The organism is Microbispora sp. H10670 (assembly GCF_014161385.1).
In the GTDB taxonomy this organism is placed as follows: domain Bacteria; phylum Actinomycetota; class Actinomycetes; order Streptosporangiales; family Streptosporangiaceae; genus Microbispora; species Microbispora triticiradicis.
This window is the reverse complement of the sequence record NZ_JABBWW010000005.1, coordinates 168,103-192,388: the sequence shown is the minus strand read 5'-3', so window position 1 is coordinate 192,388 and position 24,286 is coordinate 168,103. Positions and strand designations below refer to the sequence as shown.

Below are 24,286 nucleotides of genomic sequence, written 5' to 3'. Positions count from 1 at the left end.
GGGGCGATGAGGACCAGGTCGGTACGGATGCCCGCCGGCCGCGCGACTTGATTGCGACCCCTTGTAGGGGCGATGAGGACCGCGCGGAGGGGTTCGCGCCCTCGGCCGCCGCCCCCGGAGTTGCGACCCCTCGTAGGGGCGATGAGGACCTGACCAGTGCAGGCGATGCCGAGTTCAACGGCGGGAGTTGCGACCCCTCGTAGGGGCGATGAGGACAGCATGCTGTCTCTGAACTCGAAGAAGATCTGGTGCGCGTTGCGACCCCTCGTAGGGGCGATGAGGACTGTTCACCTGCCCCCACGGCCACGACGTGTACGCCGCGTTGCGACCCTCGGTGGGGCGATGAGGACAAGGTGTCGTTCAAGGTGTGCACGTTCTGGCGCATGTTGCGACCCCTCGTTGGGGCGATGAGGACTGCTCATCCCGCGGTTCTACCCGCAGTGCGTGCAGTGGGGTTGCGACCCCTCGTTGGGGCGATGAGGACGCGATCATGCCCGTGTCCATGCATGGCCTGATCACGTTGCGACCCCTCGTTGGGGCGATGAGGACCCGCTGCACACGCAACGGTGGGCCCGGTCACACCGACGGTTGCGACCCCTCGTTGGGGCGATGAGGACCCCACAGTAAAGCCGCAGGTGGGCGTATGCAAGATGGCACGACAGAAGAGGTTCTTTTGCAGCGAACCTCCGGTCGTGCAGAAACCCCGGGAGGTTCGCTGCACGATCAGGATCATCTCCTTGAACTTGGCACGATGCCATTAGGGCCATCTGCGCGATGACAGTCCTGCAGATATGGGCGCGTAGCAGCCGGGAGAGCGCTGCCGCGCTGATCAGTCCTGCTTGCGGGCGCCGAACATGATCTCGTCCCAGGTCGGGACTGAGGCCCGTCGGCCACGCGATTTGCGAGGACGCGGGGGAGCGGGCTTCGGCACCGGAGGAGCGGGAGTCTCCGGCTTCGACTCCTTCGGACCCTCCTTGGCGGTGTCCTTCGGGCTGTCCTTCAGCCCCTCCTTCGTGCCGCCCTTGGCCTCGTCTCTCGCACGGTCTCCCGCTTGTCGTGGGCGCGGCTGAGGGGCCGGGGTGGCCGCCTCAGCAGGCGGCGCAGGCGCGGGCACGGCGGGCCGAGTCTCCTGGACCGCGTCATCCGCGGCAGGCTCCGTTGCAGCAGCTACGGCGGGCGGGACGGCGGTGTCCGCCGCACCGTCCGCCGCGTTGTCGGCCGCGGCTTCCGTCCCGGCGTCCGCCGGAGCGCTTGCCGCGGTGTCCGTCTCCGTGGCCGACGCCACGACTTCGGCAGTCGCGGTGTCGGCTACCACCGGTCTCCCCGCCGTGGCAGAGGCGCTGTCGTCGGTGTGCGCCGTCCCGCCGCCCATGGCGGTGTCGGTGTCCGATACGCCGGCGTTCGCCGCGTCGGTGCTCCCCGGGCCGCCGGAGGTCGTGTCCTCAGCCGACGCTTCGGGTGCTGTGCCACCCGGCGCGCTGGAAGCGCTGTCAGCGGGCGCGTCCGCGCTCCTGGCGTCGGAAGCCGCGGAGCCCGTGCTCATGTCGGTGCTCGGCACTTCGGTCGCCTTGGCGGCCGCCTCCGCCTGCTTCGGCGCATCGGTGACAGGGTCCTGGACGGACGGGGCGTCGCTGTCCGCGCTCGCGGTGGTCGCGGGGGCGGCTGCTGCTGAAGTGTCGGCAGACGACACGCTGACAGGCGAAGGGGCGGGTGCTTCGACGTCGCGAGCCGCGGCTTCTCCCACCAGCCGGGCATCGGCGTCCGACTCGCGACCATCGGCATCCGTCTTGGAGGCGGGTGCCGTAGGAGCAGCCGGGGCGTCATCGGTGGCAGTCCGGGAGTCGGTTGCGGCGCTGACGTGAGCGTCCGGCACCGGGGCGGGCGTGACGGCCTGCACGGCAGGCGACACGTCCGCACCCGAGTCCGTCCGGTCGTCGGCAGCGCCATCCTCGGCGGCCGTAAGCTGCGGCGGTACGGGCGCGTCCGCGCCACGCTCCGCTTCCGCGACCGAGGTCGCGGGCGTGGCGGGCGGCGCAGTGTCCTCCACGGCGCTCTGTGCCGCAGACGGAGCGGAGGTGGCAGGAGCGGCCTGCGCTGCGGGTTCAGTCTGCGTGGGCGGCTCGGCGCTCGCGGCGGCGTCCGGCACCGAAGCAGGCTCGGGTTCCGTCCGGGCCGGAGGCAGCGCGTACGCCGCGACGTCCGGGGCCGAAGCGGGTGTTGCGGGTTCCGTTCGGGGCGGGGGCGGCGCGTACGCCGCGGCGTCCGGGACAGGCGCGGCCGGGGACACGGGCGCGGCAGCGTCGTGTGGCTCCCTGCTTACCGGAGGAGCGGGCTGAGGCGCGTTGTAGGGCTCCCGGTTCGCCGGGGGAGCGGGCGGGGCGGCGTCGTAGGGGTCGCGGGCGGGGGGAAGGGCGGGCGGGGCGACCGGTTCGGGCGCGGAGATCAGCGACTGCGGCAGCCGGAAGGGCACCGGGGTGAGCTCCGGCCGGTAGGCGGCCAGCTCCTCCTCGGACGGGTCCGTCCGTCCATCGCCGCGCCGCGCGGCGGGGTCCTGCTGCCGCCCGGGCTCCGGGCGCAGCGGAGCGCCCAGCCGCGGCAGCGGCTCGACGAAGGCTGCGGGCTCGGCGAAGGCGGCGGGCTCGGCCCGCGACGGCTCATAGCGCACCGGCTCGGCACGCGCGGGCTCGGGACGCGACGGCTCATACCGCACGGGCTCGGGACGCACCGGCTCGGGACGGAACGCGGACTCGTCGCGGCTGCGGACCTCGTTGGGCAGCGGCGGCACGGGGGCGAGCTTGGAGGCGAGGCGGGGCACGAACGGCCGCACGGTGGCGTCGTCCGCCTGGTCCGGCTCGACGTACTCGGCGGCCGACAGGCGCATGGCCTCGTCGTCGTTGGGCGTGATGTGGCGGCGGCGGGGGTCGAAGAGCCACTCGGCGTGCCGGGTGTGGCCGTTCCAGACGAAGCCGAGCCGCACTCGCCAGAGGTTGTCGTCGCGCTTGGCCGAGTCCCAGTCGATCTCGTCGGCGGGTACGCCGCGCCGGGTGAGCCGCTCGGCCACCAGCTCGCCGAGCGTCGGCCCGGGGGTGGTCTCGCCGGGCATCCGGACCGGGACCCGCTGGGCCTGCTGGGCCATGTACTCGCGCTCCTGGAGAACGGGCCCCTCGAACCAGCGGACTCGTTCCACCGGGATCCCGGCGGTGGCCGCGATCTCCTCCGCCGTCTCGCCGGCACGGATGCGCGCCTGGATCTCCTTGGGACGCAACGGGCTCTCCACTTCGATCTCGTACTGGCCGAGACGGGAGAAGTTGCCGCGAACCGCAGCACGGAGCCGGTCGTCGACGGGCAGCGTGAAGCGCGTGCCCCGCCCGGCCGTCGCCAGGACGAGGTACGTTCCGTCTTCACTCACCGCGACGAGACGGAGCTCCTGCATGCGAGTCCCTTCGTCGTCGTGCTCTGTCTTCCCCCGGACCCTTGAGTCTCTCGCGTGAACCGGTTGCCTTCCAGCACCGTACCCGGCATGTCCGAACATCGCCTCGCCGGGAGGCGAGGCAGGTGTTGTGACCCCGGTCACATTTTTGACGTTCACTTCGCCGCAACCCGTCGGTCATGATCGACCAGAGGAAAGGCGGCACCCGGAACGCGAGAGTGAGGGTCGTGTCTCGGATGGCGCGCGCCCACGGCCCGTCCGTACGGCCTGGCGACGGCGCACGTGCCGTACGCCGTGCGGCCGGACCTGCGGGAGGGTCTCATTACTGCGTTGCTCCCTCGGTTCGAGTGGCGCGCCGGGCTCCGGTCTGCCCGTGCTCCGCAATGTGCCTGCCCCGGGGGAGGCTTGGGCAACGCGACACGCGGAAGACGCCGGACCGTGGAGAGGGACTTTACGCGGCGATGGGGTCAGCCATCCCGCGACGCGCCGAGGACCCGGTCGAGGTAATCGTTGGCGAACAGCCCGTCCGGGTCCATCTCCCGCCGCAGCGCCACGAAGTCGCCGAACCTGGGATAGACGCCGCGCAGGTAGTCCGCGTCGCGGGTGTGCAGCTTGCCCCAGTGGGGCCGGCCCTCCAGCCGGGTCATGATCTCCTCGACCCCCGCGAAGTACTCCGGGTCGGGCGCGCCCCGGTAGACGTGGCAGGCGATGTACGCCGAGTCCCGGCCGTACGCCGTGGACAGCCAGGCGTCCGAGGGCGGCGTGACCCTGACCTCCACGGGGAACGTCACCGGCCGGCCCGAGCGGTCCAGCAGGTCGCGGACCTCCCGCAGGGCGCGGGCGAGGTGGCGGCGCGGGATCGCGTACTCCGTCTCCAGGAAGCGGACCTCGCGGACGGAGGTGAAGACGCGGTGGGAGGCGTCCACGTGCTCCGACGCCCCCAGCAGCCGGGCGGACGCCCGGTTGATCGCGGGCACCGCCCGGGGGAGGCGGGCGCCGAGGGCGCAGGCCGCGCCGAACGCCGTGTTCTCCAGGAAGACCTCGTCGAGCCACCTCTTGAACGCCGTGGGCGGCCGGGCCGGGCCGGCGTCGCGGTTGTTGCGCTTGACCAGGCAGGTGTCGGTGTGGGGCAGCCAGAAGAAGTCGAGGTGGTCGTCGGCCCCGGTCAGGTCGTCGAGCCCGTCGAGGATCCGGCCGAACGCCATCGGTTCCCGTCTGGCGCGCAGCAGGAACGCGGGCTCGACCCGGAACGTGACGGCGGTCAGGATGCCGAGCGCGCCCAGCCCCACCCGGGCCGCGTCGAACAGGTCGCCCTCCCGCACGGTCGCGACCGAGCCGTCGGCGAGCACCATCTCCAGCTCGGCGACCTGGTCGGCGAGCCCACCGGTGTGCCTGCCGGAGCCGTGGGTGCCGGTCTGGATCGCCCCGGCGGCGGTCTGCGCCGTGATGTCGCCCATGTTGGCGAGCGCGAGCCCCCGCCGGTGGAGTTCCTCGTTGAGCGCGTGGAGCGGCGTGCCCGCGGCCACCTTCACCCAGCCGTCGCCCGCGCCGAGCACCCCGGTCAGGGCGTTCGGCCGCAGCAGGACGCCGTCGGTCAGCGCCACCCCGGTGAACGAGTGCCCGGTGCCGGTCATGCGGACCCGGCGGCCCGTTCTCGCGGCGTCCCGTACGGCGTCCGCGACCTCGGCGGCCGACGCGGGGGTGCGCACCTCGGCGGGCGTGACCGACTGGTTGCGCGCCCAGTTGACGAAGGCGTCCATGCTCTCCATCCCATGCCCGGCAGTGAACGTGAACACTACTCATGAACGCCCCCGCTGCCTACACGCCGAAAAAGAGCGTCAGCCGGCCCGCTGCCGTACGCGGGCCAGCGCCGACCCGCCGAGACCGACCGCGACGGCGAGCAGCGCGCACGCGTAGGAGAAGCCGTACGCGTTGGACGCGCCGTAGGCGTCGGTGAGCCGCCCGCCCGCCCACGCGCCGACGGCCACCCCGAGGCCGATGGACGTGGAGATCCACGCCATGCCCTCGGTGAGCTGCCCGGCCGGGACCATCCGCTCGACGAGTGAGAACCCGGTGATCAACGTGGGGGAGATGGACAGCCCGGCGAGGAAGAGCGCCAGGGCCATCGCGCGGATGTCGTCCATCAGCAGCACCGGGGTGAACCCGGCCGCGAACAGCGACAGCCCTCGCACGAACCGGCTGCGCAGGCTGATCTTCCAGTGCCGGGAGCCGAACCACAGCCCGGAGATCATGCTGCCGGCCGCGACCGAGGCGAGCAGCAGCCCGGCCGCCGCCTTGTTGCCGTGTTCGTCGGCGAAGGCCACCGTGATGATGTCGATCGAGCCGAACACCGCGCCCATGGCGAGGAAGACGGCCGACAGCAGCGCCACCCCCGGGATCGCGATCGGCGACCCGCCCGCCCTCTGGTGCCGTACGACCGGCGGCTCGGTGCCGCGCAGGCAGGCGAAGACCAGCGTGCCCGACAGGGCCAGGACGATCGTCGCGATCAGCCCGGCGTAGGCGTTGACGCCCGTCGTCAGCGCGGTGACGAACGCCGGGCCGCCGACGAAGATCAGCTCGTCGGCCACCGACTCGAACGAGAACGCCGTGTGCAGCCGGGAGGGGTCGTCGAGCACGTGCGACCAGCGCGCCCGCACCATCGAGCCCAGCGACAGGCCGGTGGCGCCGGACGCCACGCCCGCCGCGTACAGGGCCCACTGGGGGGTCCGGGCGTGCGCGCACAGCATCAGCGCGGTGATGGAGGCGGCGTGCAGGAGGATGAACGGGATGAGCACCCGCGACTGGCCGAAGCGGTCCACGAGCCGCCCCGACAGGGGAGCGGCGACGGCGAAGGCCACCGAGACGGTCGCCGCGACCGCCCCGGCCGTCGCGTACGAGCCGGTGACGGCGTTGACGAGCAGGATGACCCCGATGCCGAGCATCGACATGGGCGCCCGCCCCACGAACCCCGCGAGAACGAAGCCCTTGACTCCGGGCGTGCCGAACAGCCCTCGATACGGCCCGACCATTGGTGTTTCCCCTTCGGCACGATGGTGCGTGTGCGTCCGGGCCGGCCGTTCGGACAGCGGCGGCGGCCTGCGGAAAGTTCCGGTGAGAACTCCTGAGGCACGCGGACGTCATTTATTTCCGGTTTCGACCTTCGCCTGCCCGCCTATCATGGGGCAAGTGATTTTCCGTCGCCGGGGGTGCGGGGTCTGACTGTGCGTTCCCGCTCTCCCTACGCTACCGGGCGCATCCGTCCCATCGTCACCGGGCTCGCGGTCGTGATCGTCAGCGTGCTCGCCATGAGTGTCGCCGCCCTCGTGACCTGGCCCGATTCCGGTGCGCTCGCTGCCGGCGACGTGGCCGGTGACCGGCCGCGCCCGGACAAGGCGCGTCCGGCCGCGCGGGCCACCACGGCCGCCCTCGTGCCCGACCGCACGCTGCCGTCGAGCGCGCCCGTCGCGGGCGGGCCGGGCGTGCAGGTCACGCCGCCGCAGCTCCTGGCGATCTCCCCGGCCACGGTTCCGGCGCGGACACTACGCAAAATAGCCAGGTTGCCGCACGTGCAGAAGGTGGCGGTCACCGATGGCGGCGCCGTGCACGTCGCCGGTACGGCCCTGCGCCTGCTCGCGGTCGACCCGGCGCAGTTCCGCTCGTGGACGCCCAAGCGGGTGGCCGAGCACCCGGAGGTGTGGAGCGGGCTCGCCCGGGGCGAGTTGGTCGCCGACAGCGGGACGATCAAGCGGCTCGGCGTGCGGCTGGGCGTCGACTACCAGATCGACGGCGGCCCCCGGCTGCGGGTCGCGGCCTCGGCCTCGCTCGGGCTGCCCGACATCGACGGGCTGGTCAGCCAGGAGGTGGGGCGGCGCCTCGGCTTCCCCGCCGGAGTCGTGGTGCTCGTGCACGGCGACCCCGGCAAGGTGGACCGGGACGCGGTCGCCCGCCTGCTCGGCAAGGGCGCGCAGGTCGTGCGCATCGGCCCGGACAGCGATCGGCCGAAGGCCGCCACGCCGCAGGGCCAGGCCCTGGTGGGGCGGCCGGAGAGCTACCTCGACCTCTACCAGCGCTCGGCGACCGTCTGCCCCGGCCTCTCCTGGACCGTCCTCGCCGCGATCGGCCAGGTGGAGAGCAGCCACGGCCGCAACAACGGCCCGTCGTCCGCCGGGGCGCTCGGGCCGATGCAGTTCATGCCCGCCACCTGGAAGTCGTACGGCGTGGACGGCGACGGCGACGGCGAGGCGGACATCTGGAGCCCCTACGACGCGGTGCCGTCGGCGGCCACGTACCTGTGCGCCAACGGGGCCGGCGCGGGCGGCGAGAAGCTCAGGAAGTCCGTGTGGTTCTACAACCACTCCTGGGACTACGTGAACAAGGTGCTGTCGCTCGCGGACGCCTACGCCCGCTCGTACGCCTCCTGACTCAGGACACTAGGAGGGCCGGCGGGCGGGAGCCGGGCAGCAGGTGCCCGGGCACGGCGCGGGCGCGGGTTCGGCGAGCAGCTCGGCCACCATCGACACGAACCGCGGGTGGGTACCCGCGGTCGCGGCCCTGGTGAGCGGCAGGCCGAGCTTGCCGGCCAGGGCGGCCGCCTCCGTGTCGAGGTCGTAGACGACCTCCATGTGGTCGGACACGAACCCGATCGGCACCAGCGTCACGGCCGGCACGCCCTCGGCGTGCAGCGCCTCCAGGTGGTCGCAGACGTCCGGCTCCAGCCACGGGACCTGCGGCGGGCCGCTGCGGCTCTGCCACACCAGGTCCCATGGCCGTCCCGCGTCCACCTGCTCGACCACCAGCCGCGCCGTCTCGCGCAGCTCGGCCTCGTACGCGCCGCCGGACGGGCCGGCGGTGCGCGCCATGGAGACGGGGATGCTGTGCGCGGTGAAGACGAGCCGGGCGCCGGTCCGCACGTCCTCGGGGAGCGCGGCGAGCGCCTCGCGGGTGTGGTCGGCCATCGCGGCCACGAACCCGGGGTGGTCGTAGTAGTGGCGCAGCTTGACGATCTCGGGGGCCCCCGGCACGGCGGCGCGGGCGCGGGCGATGTCGTCGAGGTACTGCCGGCAGCTCGAATAGGAGCGGTAGGCCGCGGTGACGAAGGCCGCCGCCCGGCGGACGCCGTCCTCCTTCATCCGCCGGACCGCGTCCTCCAGGAACGGATGCCAGTTGCGGTTGCCCCAGTAGACCGGGAGGTCCACGTCCAGCGCGTCGATCAGCTCGCGGCACTGCCGGTTGATCGGGCTGACCCCGCCGAACCGCTGGTAGTGCGCCTCGACCTCCAGCAGCCGCTCACGTGGCACGCCCCGGCCGCGTACGACGTTCTCCAGGAACGGCATGACGTCCTCGGGACCTTCCGGCCCCCCGAACGAGACGACGAGCAGGGCGTCGTACCCCGCGTCGCGCCCTGCATCAGACCCCGTGGTGCTCCCCATGAACGACAACACTATCGGGGGGTCGAGACGGTCGGCCCGGGCGAGTAGGTTCGAGCGGTGACCCAATTTCCCGACATCCGCGAGTACATGGCCCTGCCGCGCGTGGCGTCGCTGCGGCTGTCACCCGACGGAACCCGGCTCGTCTCCGTGGTCCAGTCCCTCAACCCCGACGGCAGGTCGTACGGAACGGCGCTGTGGGAGATCCCTCTCACCCCCGAGGGCGAGCCGCACCGGCTGACGCGGTCGGCGAAGGGGGAGGCGGGCGCGGAGTTCGCCCCCGGCGGAAGCCTGCTGGACGGAGGCCTGCTGTTCGTCTCCCGGCGGCCCGACGAGACGGTCAAGGAGCCGGGCGGCGAGGTGCCCGCGCTGTGGCTGCTGCCCGAGCGGGGCGAGCCCTCGCGGCTGGCCACCCGCCCCGGCGGGATCGGCGCGGTCCGGGCGGCCGGTGACGTGGTGGTCTACGCCTCCGAGGTGCTGCCCGGCGACGCCGCGACCGAGGAGGAGCGCCGTAAGGGCCGCGAGGACGACGGCGTCAGCGCGATCCTGCACGAGGGCTACCCGATCCGCTTCTGGGACCACGACCTCGGCCCGGCGCAGCCCCGGCTCTTCGCGGGCCGCGCCGCCCGGGACGGCCTGGAGGACGTCCGGGACCTGACCCCCGAGCCGGGCGGCGCGCTGCGCGACGCCTCCTTCGCGGTCACTCCCGACGGCTCGGCCGTGATCACCGCCTGGCGCGAGTTCCTGCCGAACGGCACGGGGCGCACCGACCTGGTCGCGATCGACGTCGCGGACGGGTCCCGGCGGACGCTCGCGACCTCGCCGGGCCACGACTTCGGCGGGCCGGTCGTGGTGTCGCCCGACGGGCGGCACGTCGCCTGCACCCGGGAGCGGCACGCCACCGAGCGGGTCTCGGCCACCGTCGACGTCTGGGTGATCGACCTGGCCACCGGCGAGGGACGGGCCGTCGCCGAGGAGATCTTCCCCGCGTCGGTCGCGTGGGCGCCCTCGTCGGCGGAGCTCTACGTCGCCGCCGACGACCGGGGCCGCCGGCCGGTCTTCCGGGTCGCCCTCAACGCGCCTTCCGACGCGGCGACGACCCGGCTGACCTCGGACGACGGCGCGTACGCCGAGCTGTGCCCGGCCCCCGGCGGCGAGGTCTACGCCCTGCGCGGCGCGGTCGACTCGCCGCCCGTGCCGGTGCGGATCGACCCGGACGGCACCGTGACCGCGCTGCCCTCGCCCGTTCCCGCGCTCGACCTGCCGGGCACCCTGACCGAGGTCACCGCCACGGCCGACGACGGCACCGAGATCCGGGGCTGGCTGGTCGTCCCCGCGGAGGCGACCGCCGAGAGCCCGGCGCCGTTCCTGCTGTGGATCCACGGCGGGCCGCTCGGGAGCTGGAACGACTGGAGCTGGCGCTGGAACCCCTGGCTGATGGCGAGGCACGGATACGCCGTGCTGCTGCCCGACCCCTGCCTGTCCACCGGGTACGGCCAGGGCATGATCGACCGGGGCTGGGGCGACTGGGGCCCGGTCACCCACGCCGACCTGATGGCGATCACGGACGAGTGCCTGAAACGGCCGGAGATCGACGAGCAGCGTACGGCGGCGATGGGCGGGTCGTTCGGCGGCTACATGGCCAACTGGGTCGCCGGGCACACCGACCGCTTCCGGGCCATCGTGACGCACGCCTCCCTGTGGAACCTGGAGCAGTTCGCGGGCACCACGGACGGCGCGGACTACTGGCAGCGCGAGTTCGGCGCGCCCGGCTCGGCCAGCTACGAGAGGCTGTCGCCCCATCGGTGGCTCGGCGAGATCAGGACGCCGATGCTGGTCATCCACGGCGACAAGGACTACCGGGTGCCGATCGGCGAGGGTCTGCGGCTGTGGTGGGACCTCCAGCGGTCGGGGGCCGAGGCGAAGTTCCTCTACTTCCCCGACGAGAACCACTGGGTGCTCAAGCCCGGCAACGCGATCGCGTGGTACGAGACCGTCCTGGCCTTCCTGGGTCAGCACGTGCTCGGGGAGGAGTGGCGCCGCCCGGCCTCCCTGCGGTGACCGTCCGAGAGCTCCCGATCCTGGTTTGGAAGGATGTGGGAGTTATCCGTGGCCGTTCCGTTCCGGCGGGCGGCCACGATCACGAACTCAGGAGGGGGCAGACCGGCATGGACGAGCGGGAGCGGCGGGACGACCGCGTTCGGGAGGAGGAGCTGCTGGAGCTGGCGGCCCGCATAGCGGAGGAGGCCGGCCAGATGCTGCTCGCCAAGCGGCCCGCGCGGCCCGAGGTGCTCGCCACCAAGTCGAGCCCCACCGACGTCGTCACCGCGCTGGACCGGGCCGCGGAGGAACTGATCCGCGCCCGCATCGCCGAGGCCCGGCCGCGTGACGCGATCCTCGGCGAGGAGGGCGGCGACACCCCCGGCGAGGGCGTGGTCCGCTGGGTCGTCGACCCCATCGACGGCACGGTCAACTTCCTGTACGGCGTGCCCGACTGGGCGGTCAGCATCGCCGTCGAGGTGGACGGCGAGATCGTCGCGGGCGCGGTCAACAACGTCCCGCGCGGTGAGCTGTTCACCGCCCGCAGGGGCGGCGGCGCGTGGCTGCGGGGCGAGCGGCTGCGCTGCAACACCGGCGTCCCGCTCGACCGGGCGCTCGTCGCGACCGGCTTCGGCTACGGCGCCGCCCGCAGGCGCGTGCAGGCCGAGGTGGTCGCGCAGGTGGTGCCGAGGGTCAGGGACATCCGGCGGGGCGGCTCCTGCGCGATCGACCTCTGCTCCGTGGCGGCGGGCCGGGTGGACGCCTACTACGAGCGCGGCGCCAACTACTGGGACCACGCCGCGGCCGGTCTCGTCGCCGCCGAGGCGGGGGCGCGGCTCGGCGGCCTGAACGGCAGGAAGGTGAGCCCCGACATGGTGCTGTGCGCCGCGCCCGGGCTCTTCGAGGAACTGCACGACCTGCTCGTCCCCCTCGATCCCGAACGGGACTGACCACCACGGAGTTCCACACGGCCCGGCACAGTCGAAGGGGCCCGCCGTACGGCGGGCCCCTTCGTCAGGTGATGGCGCGGTCAGCGGTTGATGGAGACGCCGTGATCCTCCGCGAGGCGGTGCAGGTCCTCGATCTCGGCGGTGAGGGTGTCGGCGAGGAAGTCGTCCCCGCTCGTCGTGGCCTCTTCAAGACCCTTGTAGGCCTGGTCGAGCCTGGATTCGATCGTGGTCGTGAACTCGCCCATCTCACCTTCTTTCTCAGGGGGCGGACGTGGCACGGAGACGCCGGCGCGGAATCCGCTCAGGAGAGACGCGCCTACCCCGGCACACGACAATGGAGGGTGCCCGGGCCCATACCCATGACAGGACCCAGCGCAAACCTGTGAATTTCTGTGCTCTACGTCACGTAGAGTGCCGGGGCCGCTTACCGGCGGCTTACGCCGGTCAGGGCCACAATGAGGCGTCCGTACCAGCGAGGAGGACCTGATGCGCGTGCTAGTGGTGGAGGACGAGAGGGTGCTCGCGGACGCGATCGCCACCGGCCTCCGCCGGGAGGCGATGGCCGTGGACGTCGCCTACGACGGCGCGGCCGCCCTGGAGAAGACGGGGTACATCGACTACGACGTGATCGTGCTCGACCGCGACCTGCCGAAGGTCCACGGTGACGAGGTGGCCCGCCGCCTGGTCGCGGAGCGGTCCGCCTCGCGGATCATCATGCTCACCGCGGCGGGCGACGTCGACGCCAAGGTGGAGGGGCTGGAGCTCGGCGCCGACGACTACCTGGCCAAGCCGTTCGTCTTCATGGAGCTCGTGGCCCGGGTGCGCGCGCTCGGCCGCCGGTCCGCGCCGGCGCTGCCGCCCGTGCTGGAGCGGTCCGGCATCCGGCTCGACCCCGGCAAGCGCCAGGTGGCCAGGGACGGCGCGGAGATCCATCTCACCAAGAAGGAGTTCGCGGTGCTGGAGGAGCTGATGCGCGCCGAGGGCGCGGTCGTCAGCCAGGAGGACCTGCTCGACAAGGCGTGGGACGAGAACATCGACCCGTTCACCAACGTGGTCAGGGTGACGATGATGACCCTGCGCAAGAAGCTGGGCGACCCGCCGGTCATCGAGACCGTGCCGGGCGTCGGCTACCGGCTGTGACGCCCGGCCGGATGTCGGACCCGATGGGCACCGGTCCCTACCGCAGCCAGGTTCCGCCGCCGCCCAGCGGGCCGCCCGCCTGGGACGGCCCGCCGCCCCTGGTCGCCCACCCGGTCCAGCGGGCCAACATCCTCGACGAGATGCGGTCGCTGCAGAACCGCGTCAGCATCCGCTGGCGGCTGACCCTCACGTACGCCGCGCTGGTCTTCGTCGCCGGCGCGCTGCTGGTGATGGTCATGTACGTGCTGGTCGGGCATGCGATCAACGTCGGGTGGCAGAGCGTGCCGAAGATCCTGCTGCCGCCGAGCGTGCCGCAGGAGGTGATCGACGAGTTCAACAACAACTACGCCAACCTGCAGGCGGAGGCCACCGCGGCGGCGCGGAGCGAGCTGCTGCAGCGGTCGCTGCTGGCGCTGCTGGGCGTGGGCATCTTCGCCCTGATCCTCGGATACGTCGTGGCCGACCGGGCGCTGCGGCCGATCAAGAAGATGACGGTCACCGCGCGGAAGCTGTCGGAGACCTCCCTCGCCCACGAGCGCATCGACCTCCAGGGCCCCGACGACGAGCTGAAGGAGCTGGCCGACACGTTCGACGCCATGCTCACCCGGCTCAACACCGCCTTCGACGCCCAGCGGAGGTTCGTGGACAACGCCTCGCACGAGCTGCGCACGCCGCTGGCGATCAACCGCACCGTGCTTGAGGTGGCCCTGTCCGACCCCGAGGCGTCGGACGACCTCAAGGTGCTCGGGCGCACGCTCCTCGGCACCACCGCCCGCAACGAGCGGCTCATCGAGGGCCTGCTGCTGCTCGCCCGCAGCGAGCGGGAGCTGTCGGTGCGCAAGCCCGTGGACGTGCAGGAGGTGGCGCGGACGGCGGTGGAGCAACTGGCCGCCTTCGCCGAGGAGGAAGGGGTCACGGTCGAGCACGACCTTCATCCCGCCGCCACGACGGGTGATCCGGTTCTCGTCGAACGCTGCCTCTCGAACCTCGTCGAGAACGGCATCAAGCACAATCTTGGTCCCAACGGAAAAGTATGGGTCCGTACGGGAATGGTGGACGGGGGTGCGGTTGTTCAGGTCGCGAACACGGGACCGCACGTTCCCGCGTACGAGGTGGAGAGCCTGTTCGAGCCGTTCCGGCGGCTGAATGCCGACCGGGTCCAATCCGCCAAAGGCGCGGGTCTCGGCCTGTCCATCGTGCGCGCGATCGTCCGGGCGCACGGCGGAACGGTCGTCGCCGTTCCCCGCGACGGGGGCGGGCTCGTGGTGACGGTGCGACTCTCCGGAAACGGGGTTTCTCCGGGGATGCCGCAGTCGGCGCGCTGATGGAGCGTGCGCGCCGTACATGTGGTTGGATGTGCCGTCGAACACGGTGGGGATACCGCCGATACTGTGGTTTTCGCCATATTTGGCTAACCGCAGTCCCCGGCGGTGCACGCCACCCGTGTCGGGAGGTTCAGTGTTCGTTCAAGCGGGTACCGATTGCACGATTTCCCGGCCCCCGCGGGCACAACACCGGCCTCCCGAGCGTTAAGACGCGCGACACGAGCGCAGGCAGATAGATGAGGGGGATGGAGTAGCAGATGGCTACCGACTACGACAGCCCGCGTAAGACCGACGACGACCTCAGCGAGGACAGCCTTCAGGAACTACAGGCGCGCCGGAGCGACAAGTCGTCGGGCAGCATCGACATCGACGAGACCGATCTGGCCGAGTCGCTGGAGCTGCCGGGGGCGGACCTGTCGAACGAGGAGCTCTCGCTTCGGGTGATTCCTCGGCAGGCCGACGAATTCACCTGCTCGCGGTGCTTCCTGGTGCACCACCGCAGCCAGCTGGCCTCGGAGAAGAACGGCCAGCAGGTCTGCCGCGAGTGTGCCGCCTAGGAGACCCTGAGGAGGGTCCGTGACTTCAGACGCGGATCGATCGAACGACGAGGTGGCCGACCTGGTCGGCAAACTCGTGGCCCCTGAGGAGACGGACGGGGCCGAGCGGCGACGGCTGCTCGGCCGCCTCAGCCAGGCCCTGGCGAAGTCCGCGGGAAAGGCGCGCGAGCGCGGGACCGGCCGGGGCCGATGGCTGGCCGACGTCTTCATGAACATCGCCCCGCGGTTACCGATCAGGGACCTGGCGACGCTGCGGGAGCACCACTACGGGCTCACCGGCGATCAGCTCGCCGACGACCTCGTCCGCACGGCCGCCAAGGCGACCATGGCGGTCGGCGCGGTCGGCGGAGCGCTCGCCGCCGCCGAGTTCGCCGCCCCGCCCCTGCTGCTGTCCGCGCCCGCCCAGATCGTCGCCGAGACGCTCGTCGTGGCGGCCATCGAGGTGAAGCTCCTCGCCGAACTCCACGAGGTGTACGGCGTGCAGGTGCCCGGCAACGGGACCCAGAGGGCGGCCGCGTACGCGCTCGCCTGGTCGAAACAGCGGGGTGTCAATCCCCTCGCCCCCGGTTCGGCCACGATCGCGCTCGGCACCGCCGCGAAGACCGCGCTGCGCAACCGCCTGATGCGCACACTCGGCCGCCACCTCACCACCCTCGGCCCCTTCCTCACCGGGGCGGTCGCGGGCGCCGCCCTCAACCGGGCCGCCACCAAGAAGCTCGCCGCCTCCGTTCGCGCGGACCTGCTCCGCGGGCACGCCCTCCCGCCGGGCTGACCCCCGTTCCCCGGCTGACCCCCGTTCCCCGGCAGCTCTCCGGCCGTCTCCTTCCGCCGTCCCCTCCACCGTCTCCCGCCGTCCGGCACGCCTCCGGCGACGGCGGCCGGTCCAGGTGACCATCCCAATCGGCACTCTCCGGCCGTCCCGATGTTCCGGGTAGAGAAGTGTCACCGATTGGTCTAAACCACTTGGCGAGCCCCCGTGAGCTGCGTGAGATCATTCTCACAGTTTCGGCTGTGAATTGTGCACGTCATTACGGGTATGGGGTCGCCTGGTGGCTTTCCGTATGGTGGTCACAGGCGACCCTGGAGGGGTTCATGCGTGATGGCACCAGCTCATTTCTGATCGTCGCGAACCGGCTGCCGGTGGACCGCGTGGGTGAGAACGAGTGGCGTCGCAGCCCCGGAGGGCTGGTGACCGCCATCGCGCCCGTGATGCAGCGCCGTGACGGCGCCTGGCTCGGCTGGACCGGTGCGGCGGGAGAGGAGCTCAAGCCGTTCGACCACGACGGCATGCACCTGATCCCCGTTCCGCTGTCCCAGCTCGAGGTCGAGCTGTACTACGAGGGGTTCTCCAACGCCACCCTGTGGCCGCTGTACCACGACGTGGTCGCCACCCCGATCTACTCCCGGGTGCTCTGGGACGCCTACAAGGCGGTCAACGACCGGTTCGCCCGGGCCGCCGCCGAGGCCGCCGCCCCCGGCGCGGTCGTGTGGGTGCAGGACTACCAGCTCCAGCTCGTGCCGGCCATGCTGCGCAAGCTGCGGCCCGACCTGAAGATCGGGTTCTTCCTGCACATCCCGTTCCCGCCGGGCGAGCTGTTCTACCAGCTTCCCTGGCGCAACGAGATCCTGGAGGGCCTGCTCGGGGCCGACCTGGTCGGCTTCCAGCGGCCGGGCGGCGCCGCCAACTTCCTGCGCCTGTGCCGCCGCCTGCTCGGCGTGCAGTACCTGCGCAACGAGATCCAGCTCGAGGACCGGACGGTGCGCGCCGAGTCGTTCCCGATCTCGGTCGACTTCGGCGAGCTGGACCAGCTCGTCCGCGAGCCGCGCGTCCAGCAGCGGGCCAGGGAGATCCGGGCCGAGCTGGGCGACCCCGAGCACATGCTGCTCGGCGTCGACCGGCTCGACTACACCAAGGGCATCGGCCAGCGGCTCAAGGCGTTCGGCGAGCTGCTCGACGACGGCTCGGTCAAGCCGGGCGAGGCGGTGTTCGTCCAGGTGGCGACGCCGACCCGGGAGCGGGTCGCCGAGTACATCCGGCTGCGCAACGACATCGAGCTGCGGGTGGGCCGCATCAACGGCGAGCACGGCATGCTCGGCCGTCACCCGATCTCCTACCTGCACCAGTCGTACAACAAGGAGGAGCTGGCCGCCCTGTACTGCGCGGCCGACGTCATGGTCGTCACGCCGCTGCGCGACGGCATGAACCTCGTCGCCAAGGAGTACGTCGCCTGCCGCCACGACCTGCGCGGCGCGCTGGTGCTGAGCGAGTTCGCCGGGGCGGCCGACGAGATGCGCCAGGCCTACATGGTCAACCCGTACGACATCGCCGGCATGAAGCGGGCGATGCTGGCCGCGATGCGGGCGACCCCGCACGAGCTCGCCCGCCGGATGCGGTCGCTGCGGCGCAGGGTCGCCTCGCACAACGTGGACAGGTGGGCCAGCGACTTCCTCACGGCCCTGGAGTCCGGGGAGCCGGTGCCTACGGAGTGAGGTCGCGGGCGGCGTCCTTCCAGGAGCGCCACTTCCTGGCCGCCGCCCGGGTCGCCACGATCCGGGTGACCTCGATGCCGAGCCCCATCACGACGGCGTAGGCGATCGCCTCGCCGAGGCCGATGTCCGGGGAGTCGGCGCTCGCCGGGGGCTCCTTGCCGGTCGCCTTCTCCCAGGCGTACGCCAGCACCTTGCGGGAGGCGAAGCCCACCGCGAGGCCCAGCACTCCGCCGATGATCCGCCACTGCATGTCGGGCTTTTCCGACAGGCCGAGTTCTCGCTTGGCCGCCCGAGCCGTGTCCGCCATGATTCCTCCTCCATAACGACCTTAGTGTCTCCCCTCGGGGAGGCGCGCCACGCCATACCATGTGGTGGCATGACCGAACAGCGACTCCCCGCAACCATGCCCGAGAAACCTGCTCTCGACGGCCTGGAGGCGGTATGGGTAGCCCGCTGGGAGGCCGACGGGACCTACAGGTTCGACCGGTCCCGCGGCAGGGACGAGATCTACTCCATCGACACCCCGCCGCCGACCGTGTCCGGATCCCTCCACGTGGGGCACGTCTTCTCCTACACGCACACGGACACGATCGCCCGTTACCAGCGGATGCGGGGACGCGAGGTGTTCTACCCGATGGGCTGGGACGACAACGGCCTGCCCACCGAGCGCCGGGTGCAGAACCACTTCGGCGTCCGCTGCGACCCCTCCGTGCCGTACGACCCGGACTTCACGCCGCCGGAGAAGCCGGACGCCAAGCGGCAGGCGCCGATCTCGCGCCGCAACTTCATCGAGCTGTGCGAGCGGCTGACCGCCGAGGACGAGAAGGCGTTCGAGGAGCTGTGGCGCCGCCTCGGCCTGTCGGTGGACTGGTCGCTGACCTACGCGACCATCGACGCCGGCGCCCGGGCCGCCTCGCAGCGGGCGTTCCTGCGCAACCTCGCCCGGGGCGAGGCGTACGTCGCCGAGGCGCCCACGCTGTGGGACGTGACGTTCCGCACCGCCGTGGCCCAGGCCGAGCTGGAGGACCGGGAGTGGCCCGGCGCCTTCCACCGCATCGGCTTCGACCTGTCGCCCGCGCAGCGTGAGCAGGGGTTCGGCGAGCGCGTGTGGATCGAGACGACCCGGCCCGAGCTGATCCCGGCCTGCGTGGCCCTGGTCGCCCACCCCGACGACGAGCGCTACCGGCCGCTCTTCGGCACCACCGTGCGCACCCCGGTCTTCGGGGTCGAGGTGCCGGTCGTGGCCCACCACCTGGCCGAGCCGGACAAGGGCTCGGGCATCGCGATGATCTGCACCTTCGGCGACGTGACCGACGTGACCTGGTGGCGCGAGCTCGACCTGCCGACCCGGCCGGTGATCGGCTGGGACGGCCGCCTGCTCCCCGAGCCGCCGCACGGCGTGCCCGCCGGGCCGTACGCCGAACTGGCCGGCAAGACCGTGCACAGCGCGCGCGAGCGCATCGTGGAGATGCTGCGCGAGTCCGGCCACCTGGACGGCGAGCCGCGCAAGATCCAGCGGCCGGTGAAGTTCTACGAGAAGGGCGACCGCCCGCTGGAGATCGTGACCACCCGGCAGTGGTACATCCGCAACGGCGGCAGGGACCTCGCCCTGCGCCGCGCGCTGCTCGACCGGGGCGGGGAACTGGAGTGGCACCCGCCGCACATGCGGGTCAGGTACGACAACTGGGTGGAGGGCCTGGCCGGCGACTGGCTGATCTCGCGCCAGCGGTTCTTCGGCGTGCCGATCCCGGTCTGGTACCCCCTCGACGCCGAGGGCGAGCCCGTCTACGAGGCCCCGATCACCCCGCCGGAGCGGGCGCTGCCCGTCGACCCCTCCAGCGACGTGCCGCCCGGCTACGGCGAGGACCAGCGCGGCAAGCCGCTCGGCTTCGCCGGCGACCCCGACGTCATGGACACGTGGGCGACCTCCTCGCTGACCCCGCAGATCGCCGCCGGGTGGGAGCGCGACGACGACCTGTTCCGCCGCGTGTTCCCGATGGACCTGCGGCCCCAGGCCCACGAGATCATCCGTACCTGGCTGTTCTCGACGGTCGTGCGGTCGCACCTGGAGCACGGCGGGCTGCCCTGGCGGCACGCGGCGATCTCCGGGTGGATCCTCGACCCCGACCGCAAGAAGATGTCGAAGTCCAAGGGCAACGTGGTCACGCCCATGGGCCTGCTGGAGGAGCACGGCTCCGACGCGGTCCGCTACTGGGCGGCGAGCGGCCGGCCCGGCACCGACACCGCCTTCGACACGGGCCAGATCAAGATCGGCCGGCGGCTGGCGATCAAGATCCTGAACGCGTCGAAGTTCGTGCTGGGCTTCCGGTCCGAGGGCGGCGGGGAGGTCGTCGAGCCGGTCGACCTGTCCATGCTGGCCGCGCTGCGGACGGTCGTCGACGAGGCCACCGAGGCGTTCGAGGCGTACGACTACACGCGGGCGCTGGAGCGGACCGAGCGGTTCTTCTGGTCGTTCTGCGACGACTACGTGGAGCTGGTCAAGGCCCGCGCGTACGCCGGGGACGCGTCGGCGGTCGCCGCCCTGCGCGCGGCGCTCGGCGTGCTGCTGCGGCTGTTCGCGCCGTTCCTGCCGTTCGTGACCGAGGAGGTCTGGTCGTGGTGGCGGGAGGGGTCGGTGCACCGCGCCGCCTGGCCGTCGCCGCGGGACCTGCCCGAGGCGGAGCGCGGCGACCCCGCGGTGCTGGACGCGGTGGCCGAGGTGCTGCGCCGGGTGCGGCGGGCCAAGTCGGAGGCCCGGCGGTCGATGCGGGCCGAGGTGTCCCGGCTGACCGTGTCGGGGGACCAGGCCGACCTCGTCAGGCTCGCCCAGGACGACCTGTGCGCGGCGGGCAACGTCGAGGAGTTCGTTCTGGAGCCCGGCGACGGCCCCCTCGACGCCGTGGCGGAGCTGGCCGCCTGACGCGCCGCCGGCAGACGGAAGGTAAAACGACTGCGCGCCGCACCTCCGGGCATGCCAGGCTGGAGCCGTGATCCCGTCTAAGAGGCGATCCCCCGAGGGGGTGCCGCCGACACTCGCCACGCTGGCGGCGTGGAGCTGGCGGCTGCTGCTGGTGGGCGCGGCGGTCTACGTGCTGGCGATGATCATCGGCAGGATCAGCTTCGTGGTCCTGCCGGTGGCCGTCGCGCTGCTGCTCGCGGCGCTGCTGTACCCGCTCACCAGGCGGCTGCGGGAGGCCGGGCTGCGGCCGATCTACGCGACGTGGATCACGATGCTTCTCGGCCTCGCCGTGATCGTGGGCATCGGCATCCTCATCGGCACCCGGGCGAACGAGGAGTTCCCCCGGCTGGTCGCGCAGATCCAGCTCACCGCGCGCAACCTGCAGAACTGGCTGCTGCACGGCCCCCTTCACCTGAAGGAGGCCCAGATCGCCGACATCGTCGACCAGCTGAGCCGGCAGGTCAACGAGCAGCGCAGCCAGATCACCAGCACCCTGCTGACCGGCGCCACCGCGTTCGTCGAGGTCCTCGCCTCGATCGTCCTGCTGCTCTTCGTGACGTTCTTCCTGCTCAAGGATGGCGACCGCATCTGGGCCTGGTTCCTGCGCGGCTTCGGCCAGGCCGCGCCCCGGGTCGACCGGGCCGGCCGGGCCGCCTGGGTGACGATCTCCCACTACGTGCACGGCACGGTCGCCGTCGCGGCCATCCACGGCATCGTGATCGGCATCGTGCTCGCCGGGATGCGGGTGCCGCTGTGGGCCCCGCTCGCCGTGCTCATCTTCTTCGCGAGCTTCATCCCGATCGTCGGCATCCTCTTCGCCGGCGCGATCGCGACGCTCGTGACGTTCGGCTCACAGGGGTGGGTCTACGCCCTGGTGTTCGTCGGCATCCTCGTGGTCGAGCAGCAGCTGGAGAACCACGTGCTCCAGCCGCTGATCGTCGGCCGCGCGCTGGCCTTCCACCCGCTGGCGATCATCCTCGTGCTGGCCGTCGGCGGCGTGCTCGGCGGCATCGCCGGGGCGGCCGTGGCCGTGCCGCTGACGGCGGTCATCTACCGTGCGCTGCCGGAACTGCGCTCGGAGCGGCGCGCCATCGAGTCCTCGGAGAACGGGGGAGACGCCGGCCCTCCGGACGGCCCTCCGGGCCCCGCCGCGGCCGCCCCGGAGCCCGGGCACGCCGGACCCGCGGCCGAGCCCACAGCCGGTTCCGCGGCCGCGGGGGGCGGGGAGGGGGAGGCGGACCGGCCCCCGGGGACGGCGCCCCCGTCCTCCGGCGCGGGAGAGGCGGTGTCGCCCCAGCGCAACGGGTAGGGTCTTGCCTCATGAGCAGCCCTGTGCCGAACGCCACATCGCCGGCTCCGGCGGACCCGGGTCCGGGAGGCGCCGTCCCGGGACGCGGCACCGCCCCCCTCCGGGGAGCCGAGGCCGCGGCATGAGCGTCGAGATCCTGATCCACCGGCTCGATCCGGGCCTGCCGCTCCCCGCGTACGCGCACCCCGGCGACGCCGGGGCCGACCTGTACGCGGCGGAGGACGTCGAGTTGCTGCCCGGGGAGCGGGCCGTCGTCCGGACCGGCGTCGCGATCGCGCTGCCGGACGGCTACGCGGCGTTCGTGCATCCGCGTTCGGGCCTCGCCGCCCGGCACGGCGTGACGCTGGTGAACGCGCCCGGCACGGTCGACGCTGGCTACCGGGGCGAGATCAAGGTCACGATGATCAACACCGACGCCAAGGACGCCGTACGGTTCCGGCGGGGCGACCGGATCGCCCAGCTCGTCGTCCAGCGGGTGGAGCGTGCGGCGTTCTACGAGGTGGACCGGTTGCCCGGCTCCGTACGGGGCACGAACGGGTTCGGCTCGACGGGGAGCTGACAGCCCCGGGCACGCACATGCCCGGCACACGCAGGACACGAGGAGAGTGAGCGAAGTGTTTCGACGCCGGCGACGCGCGGAGGAGGAGACCGCACCGGCCGTCGTGCGGGAGAACGGCCCCGCCACGACGCGGGCGACGGGCCCCTGGGACGCGGCGGACGACTATCCGGAGGCCGAACGGGTCGACCTGGGAGGCCTGCGCCTGCCCGTCGACCCCCGGTTCGAGATCCAGCTCAGGGTGGACGGCGACCAGATCACCGGGGTGATCGTCCTGCTGGGGGAGAGCCTGCTGCAGGTGCAGGCGGTCGCCGCGCCCAAGCGGAACGGCATCTGGGACGAGATGCGGGCCGACGCCGTCAGGGACGTGACCGCCGCGGGCGGGGCCCTGGAGGAGCGGGACGGCCCCTTCGGCCCCGAGCTCGTGGGCCGGGCTCCCGCGCAGGGCCAGACGGAGCCGCAGCCGGTGCGTTTCCTCGGCGTGGACGGCCCCCGCTGGTTCCTGCAGGCCGTCATCAGCGGCCCGGCGGCGTCCGGCGGGGAGGCCGGCGACGTCCTGGAGGACGTGGTCCGCGGCATCGTGGTGGTCCGCGGCGACGAGCCGATGCCGCCCAGAGAGGTGATTCCGCTGCGTCTTCCGGTGGACCGGCAGCCCGCCGACGAGCAGGCCCCCCACCGGGATGAACTGCGGCCGTTCGAGCGCGGCCCGGAGATCAGCGAGATCCGCTGAACGGCGGCGCCCGGCCCGCCGGGACGTCGCCGCCGGGCCGGGCGGTCCGGCACGCCGGGACCGCGCCCGCGGGCCGTTGACGAATCGGGGGCAAGCCCTGCCCATGCCGTCCTTCTGACCGGCTGGCGTTCTCACGTATGCTGCGGGGAGGCATGGCCCGGGAACGACACCCGGGGTGGAGCCAGACGATGGGTCCCCCCGTGGGGACAGCGAGCGAGGAAGCCGGGTGAGCGACCGATGGACACGCCGGAGCCTGCCAGACGGGGCGGACTGCGGGGTCTCCTGCGGCGGCTGACCACCAGCCAGGCCGAGCTGGAGGCCGCCGAGCTCCAGGAGGACCTGGAGCAGGAGGGGGCCACGCCCATCGCCAGGTGCGGCGAGCGCCAGCGGTCGTGCGTGGCGGGGACGCTGCGCACCGTGACCCTGCGCCCGCGCGGCGGCGCGCCCGCCCTGGAGGCCGAGCTGTACGACGGATCGGACGTGATCGACCTCGTCTGGCTCGGCCGCCGGAAGATCGCCGGGATCGAGCCCGGCCGGGTGGTCCGGGCCGAAGGACTGATCAGCGTCCAGGACGGCCGGAAGGTCATGTTCAACCCCCGCTACGAGCTGCGCCCGGCTGGTGGCCCTTGATCTCTCAGGAGACCGTATGAGCACAGCGGACATGACGGCCCCCGCCGCGCACGCCACCGTTGAGGCGGCCGTTCGTGCCCAGATGAGCAAGGCGCTGGGCGGCAAGCGGGGGATCGTCGAGGCGGCGGTGCCCACGATCGCCTTCACCGGCACGTGGATGGCCACCCAGGACCTCAAGACCTCCCTGATCGTGGGCATCGCCTCGGCGGTGGCGCTCCTGGTGGTGCGGATCGCGCAGCGGACCACGCCGCAGTTCGTGCTCAACAGCCTGGTGGGCATCGGGATCGGCGCGTTCTTCGCCGCCCGCACCGGCGACGCCAAGGACGTCTTCCTGCCCGGGATCCTCTACAACGGGGCCTACGCGGCCGGCATGCTGCTGTCGATCGTGGTCCGCTGGCCGATCGTGGGCTTCCTGATCGGCTCGGTGACCGGCGACCCGACGGCCTGGCACAACGAGCCGGCCCTGGTCCGGCTGTGCGCCCGGCTGACGTGGCTGCTCATGCTGCCCTGCCTGCTGCGGGTGGTGGTGCAGCTGCCGCTCTACCTGGCCGACCACGTGACCGCGCTCGGCGTCAGCAAGATCGTTCTGGGCTGGCCGCTCCAGGTGGCCGGGCTGGCGGCGATGGTGTGGGTGCTCGCCCGGGGCCGTACGCCGATCGAGCCGCCCGCCCAGCCCTCCGTCTGACCCTCCCGGCGGACCGGCCGCCCGGGGCGATGCCCGCGCGGCCGGCGCGGCCGGCGTAC

Annotated in this window: 20 protein-coding genes and 1 CRISPR repeat array (1 of these 21 cut by a window edge); of the genes, 14 read left to right on the top strand and 6 right to left on the bottom strand. The window is 72.5% G+C overall.

Annotation, left to right across the window (positions count from 1 at the left end; translation table 11 throughout):
- Positions 1-619: direct repeats of the CRISPR family, unit length 26 nt; unit sequence CGACCCCTCGTAGGGGCGATGAGGAC (it extends 15 nt beyond the left edge of the window).
- A 210-nt stretch (positions 620-829) separates the two neighbouring features.
- The 3 genes from sepH to HHX33_RS09940 form a co-directional block, all read right to left on the bottom strand.
- Complete coding sequence (gene sepH / locus HHX33_RS37100) at positions 830-3,433, bottom strand: septation protein SepH (RefSeq protein ID WP_310741288.1); 2,604 nt, start codon at positions 3,431-3,433, stop codon at positions 830-832.
- A gap of 464 nt (positions 3,434-3,897) precedes the next feature.
- Positions 3,898-5,190, bottom strand: coding sequence for a D-arabinono-1,4-lactone oxidase (locus HHX33_RS09945; RefSeq protein ID WP_182874302.1), 1,293 nt, complete (start codon positions 5,188-5,190; stop codon positions 3,898-3,900).
- Between the two features lie 78 nt (positions 5,191-5,268).
- Positions 5,269-6,459: an MFS transporter gene (locus HHX33_RS09940; protein ID WP_182874301.1), complete on the bottom strand. Its 1,191-nt coding sequence runs from the start codon at positions 6,457-6,459 to the stop codon at positions 5,269-5,271.
- Positions 6,460-6,735: 276 nt separating this feature from the next.
- On the opposite strand from HHX33_RS09940, the gene HHX33_RS09935 reads away from it, so the two are divergent.
- Positions 6,736-7,851, top strand: a complete 1,116-nt coding sequence (locus HHX33_RS09935) for a lytic transglycosylase domain-containing protein (protein WP_182874299.1) — start codon at positions 6,736-6,738, stop codon at positions 7,849-7,851.
- A 9-nt stretch (positions 7,852-7,860) separates the two neighbouring features.
- Here HHX33_RS09935 and HHX33_RS09930 read toward each other — a convergent pair whose 3' ends face one another.
- Positions 7,861-8,859 carry a ferrochelatase gene (locus HHX33_RS09930; RefSeq protein ID WP_182874298.1) on the bottom strand — a complete coding sequence of 333 codons (999 nt, stop codon included), beginning with the start codon at positions 8,857-8,859 and terminating at the stop codon, positions 7,861-7,863.
- 87 nt (positions 8,860-8,946) lie between these two features.
- Between HHX33_RS09930 and HHX33_RS09925 the strand changes: the two genes are divergently transcribed.
- Both HHX33_RS09925 and HHX33_RS09920 read left to right on the top strand, forming a co-directional pair.
- Entirely contained in the window at positions 8,947-10,917 is a 1,971-nt protein-coding gene (locus HHX33_RS09925) for a S9 family peptidase (protein ID WP_182874440.1), read from the top strand.
- 107 nt (positions 10,918-11,024) lie between these two features.
- Positions 11,025-11,846: an inositol monophosphatase family protein gene (locus tag HHX33_RS09920; RefSeq protein ID WP_182874297.1), complete on the top strand. Its 822-nt coding sequence runs from the start codon at positions 11,025-11,027 to the stop codon at positions 11,844-11,846.
- Positions 11,847-11,926: 80 nt separating this feature from the next.
- Here the strand turns inward: HHX33_RS09920 and HHX33_RS09915 are convergent, their stop codons facing one another.
- Positions 11,927-12,091 carry a hypothetical protein gene (locus HHX33_RS09915; protein ID WP_165900481.1) on the bottom strand — a complete coding sequence of 55 codons (165 nt, stop codon included), beginning with the start codon at positions 12,089-12,091 and terminating at the stop codon, positions 11,927-11,929.
- Between the two features lie 241 nt (positions 12,092-12,332).
- Here HHX33_RS09915 and HHX33_RS09910 point away from each other — a divergent pair, with 241 nt between their 5' ends.
- The 5 genes from HHX33_RS09910 to HHX33_RS09890 all read left to right on the top strand — a co-directional run bounded on the left by HHX33_RS09910 (position 12,333) and on the right by HHX33_RS09890 (position 17,358).
- On the top strand, positions 12,333-12,986 hold the full coding sequence (locus HHX33_RS09910) for a response regulator transcription factor (RefSeq protein ID WP_182874296.1): 654 nt from the start codon (positions 12,333-12,335) through the stop codon (positions 12,984-12,986).
- 11 nt (positions 12,987-12,997) lie between these two features.
- The gene (locus tag HHX33_RS09905) at positions 12,998-14,311 is read left to right on the top strand and encodes a sensor histidine kinase (protein WP_259402329.1); all 1,314 of its coding nucleotides are present in this window, start codon (positions 12,998-13,000) and stop codon (positions 14,309-14,311) included.
- A gap of 257 nt (positions 14,312-14,568) precedes the next feature.
- Entirely contained in the window at positions 14,569-14,868 is a 300-nt protein-coding gene (locus HHX33_RS09900; protein WP_030454398.1) for a DUF4193 domain-containing protein, read from the top strand.
- A 19-nt stretch (positions 14,869-14,887) separates the two neighbouring features.
- Positions 14,888-15,640, top strand: coding sequence for a hypothetical protein (locus HHX33_RS09895; protein ID WP_244301736.1), 753 nt, complete (start codon positions 14,888-14,890; stop codon positions 15,638-15,640).
- Between the two features lie 320 nt (positions 15,641-15,960).
- Positions 15,961-17,358 carry an alpha,alpha-trehalose-phosphate synthase (UDP-forming) gene (locus HHX33_RS09890; RefSeq protein WP_182874295.1) on the top strand — a complete coding sequence of 466 codons (1,398 nt, stop codon included), beginning with the start codon at positions 15,961-15,963 and terminating at the stop codon, positions 17,356-17,358.
- Here HHX33_RS09890 and HHX33_RS09885 read toward each other — a convergent pair.
- Entirely contained in the window at positions 17,348-17,665 is a 318-nt protein-coding gene (locus HHX33_RS09885) for a DUF4235 domain-containing protein (protein ID WP_259402307.1), read from the bottom strand. The genes HHX33_RS09890 and HHX33_RS09885 overlap by 11 nt on opposite strands.
- Positions 17,666-17,734: 69 nt before the next feature.
- Between HHX33_RS09885 and valS the strand changes: the two genes are divergently transcribed.
- The 6 genes from valS (at position 17,735) to HHX33_RS09855 (ending at position 24,227) form a co-directional block, all read left to right on the top strand.
- Positions 17,735-20,278, top strand: a complete 2,544-nt coding sequence (gene valS / locus HHX33_RS09880) for a valine--tRNA ligase (protein WP_182874294.1) — start codon at positions 17,735-17,737, stop codon at positions 20,276-20,278.
- A gap of 67 nt (positions 20,279-20,345) precedes the next feature.
- Positions 20,346-21,626 (top strand): AI-2E family transporter, encoded by a 1,281-nt coding sequence (locus tag HHX33_RS09875; protein ID WP_310741286.1) that lies wholly within the window; start codon positions 20,346-20,348, stop codon positions 21,624-21,626.
- A 121-nt stretch (positions 21,627-21,747) separates the two neighbouring features.
- Positions 21,748-22,185, top strand: coding sequence for a dUTP diphosphatase (dut, locus tag HHX33_RS09870; protein WP_111698086.1), 438 nt, complete (start codon positions 21,748-21,750; stop codon positions 22,183-22,185).
- A gap of 46 nt (positions 22,186-22,231) precedes the next feature.
- A complete protein-coding gene (locus tag HHX33_RS09865; RefSeq protein WP_310741285.1) occupies positions 22,232-22,912 on the top strand; it encodes a DUF3710 domain-containing protein in 681 nt (226 codons plus the stop codon).
- Positions 22,913-23,149: 237 nt separating this feature from the next.
- Positions 23,150-23,542 carry an OB-fold nucleic acid binding domain-containing protein gene (locus tag HHX33_RS09860; protein ID WP_111698084.1) on the top strand — a complete coding sequence of 131 codons (393 nt, stop codon included), beginning with the start codon at positions 23,150-23,152 and terminating at the stop codon, positions 23,540-23,542.
- Positions 23,543-23,558: 16 nt separating this feature from the next.
- A complete protein-coding gene (locus HHX33_RS09855) occupies positions 23,559-24,227 on the top strand; it encodes a DUF3159 domain-containing protein (protein WP_111698083.1) in 669 nt (222 codons plus the stop codon).
- Positions 24,228-24,286: the final 59 nt, after the last annotated feature.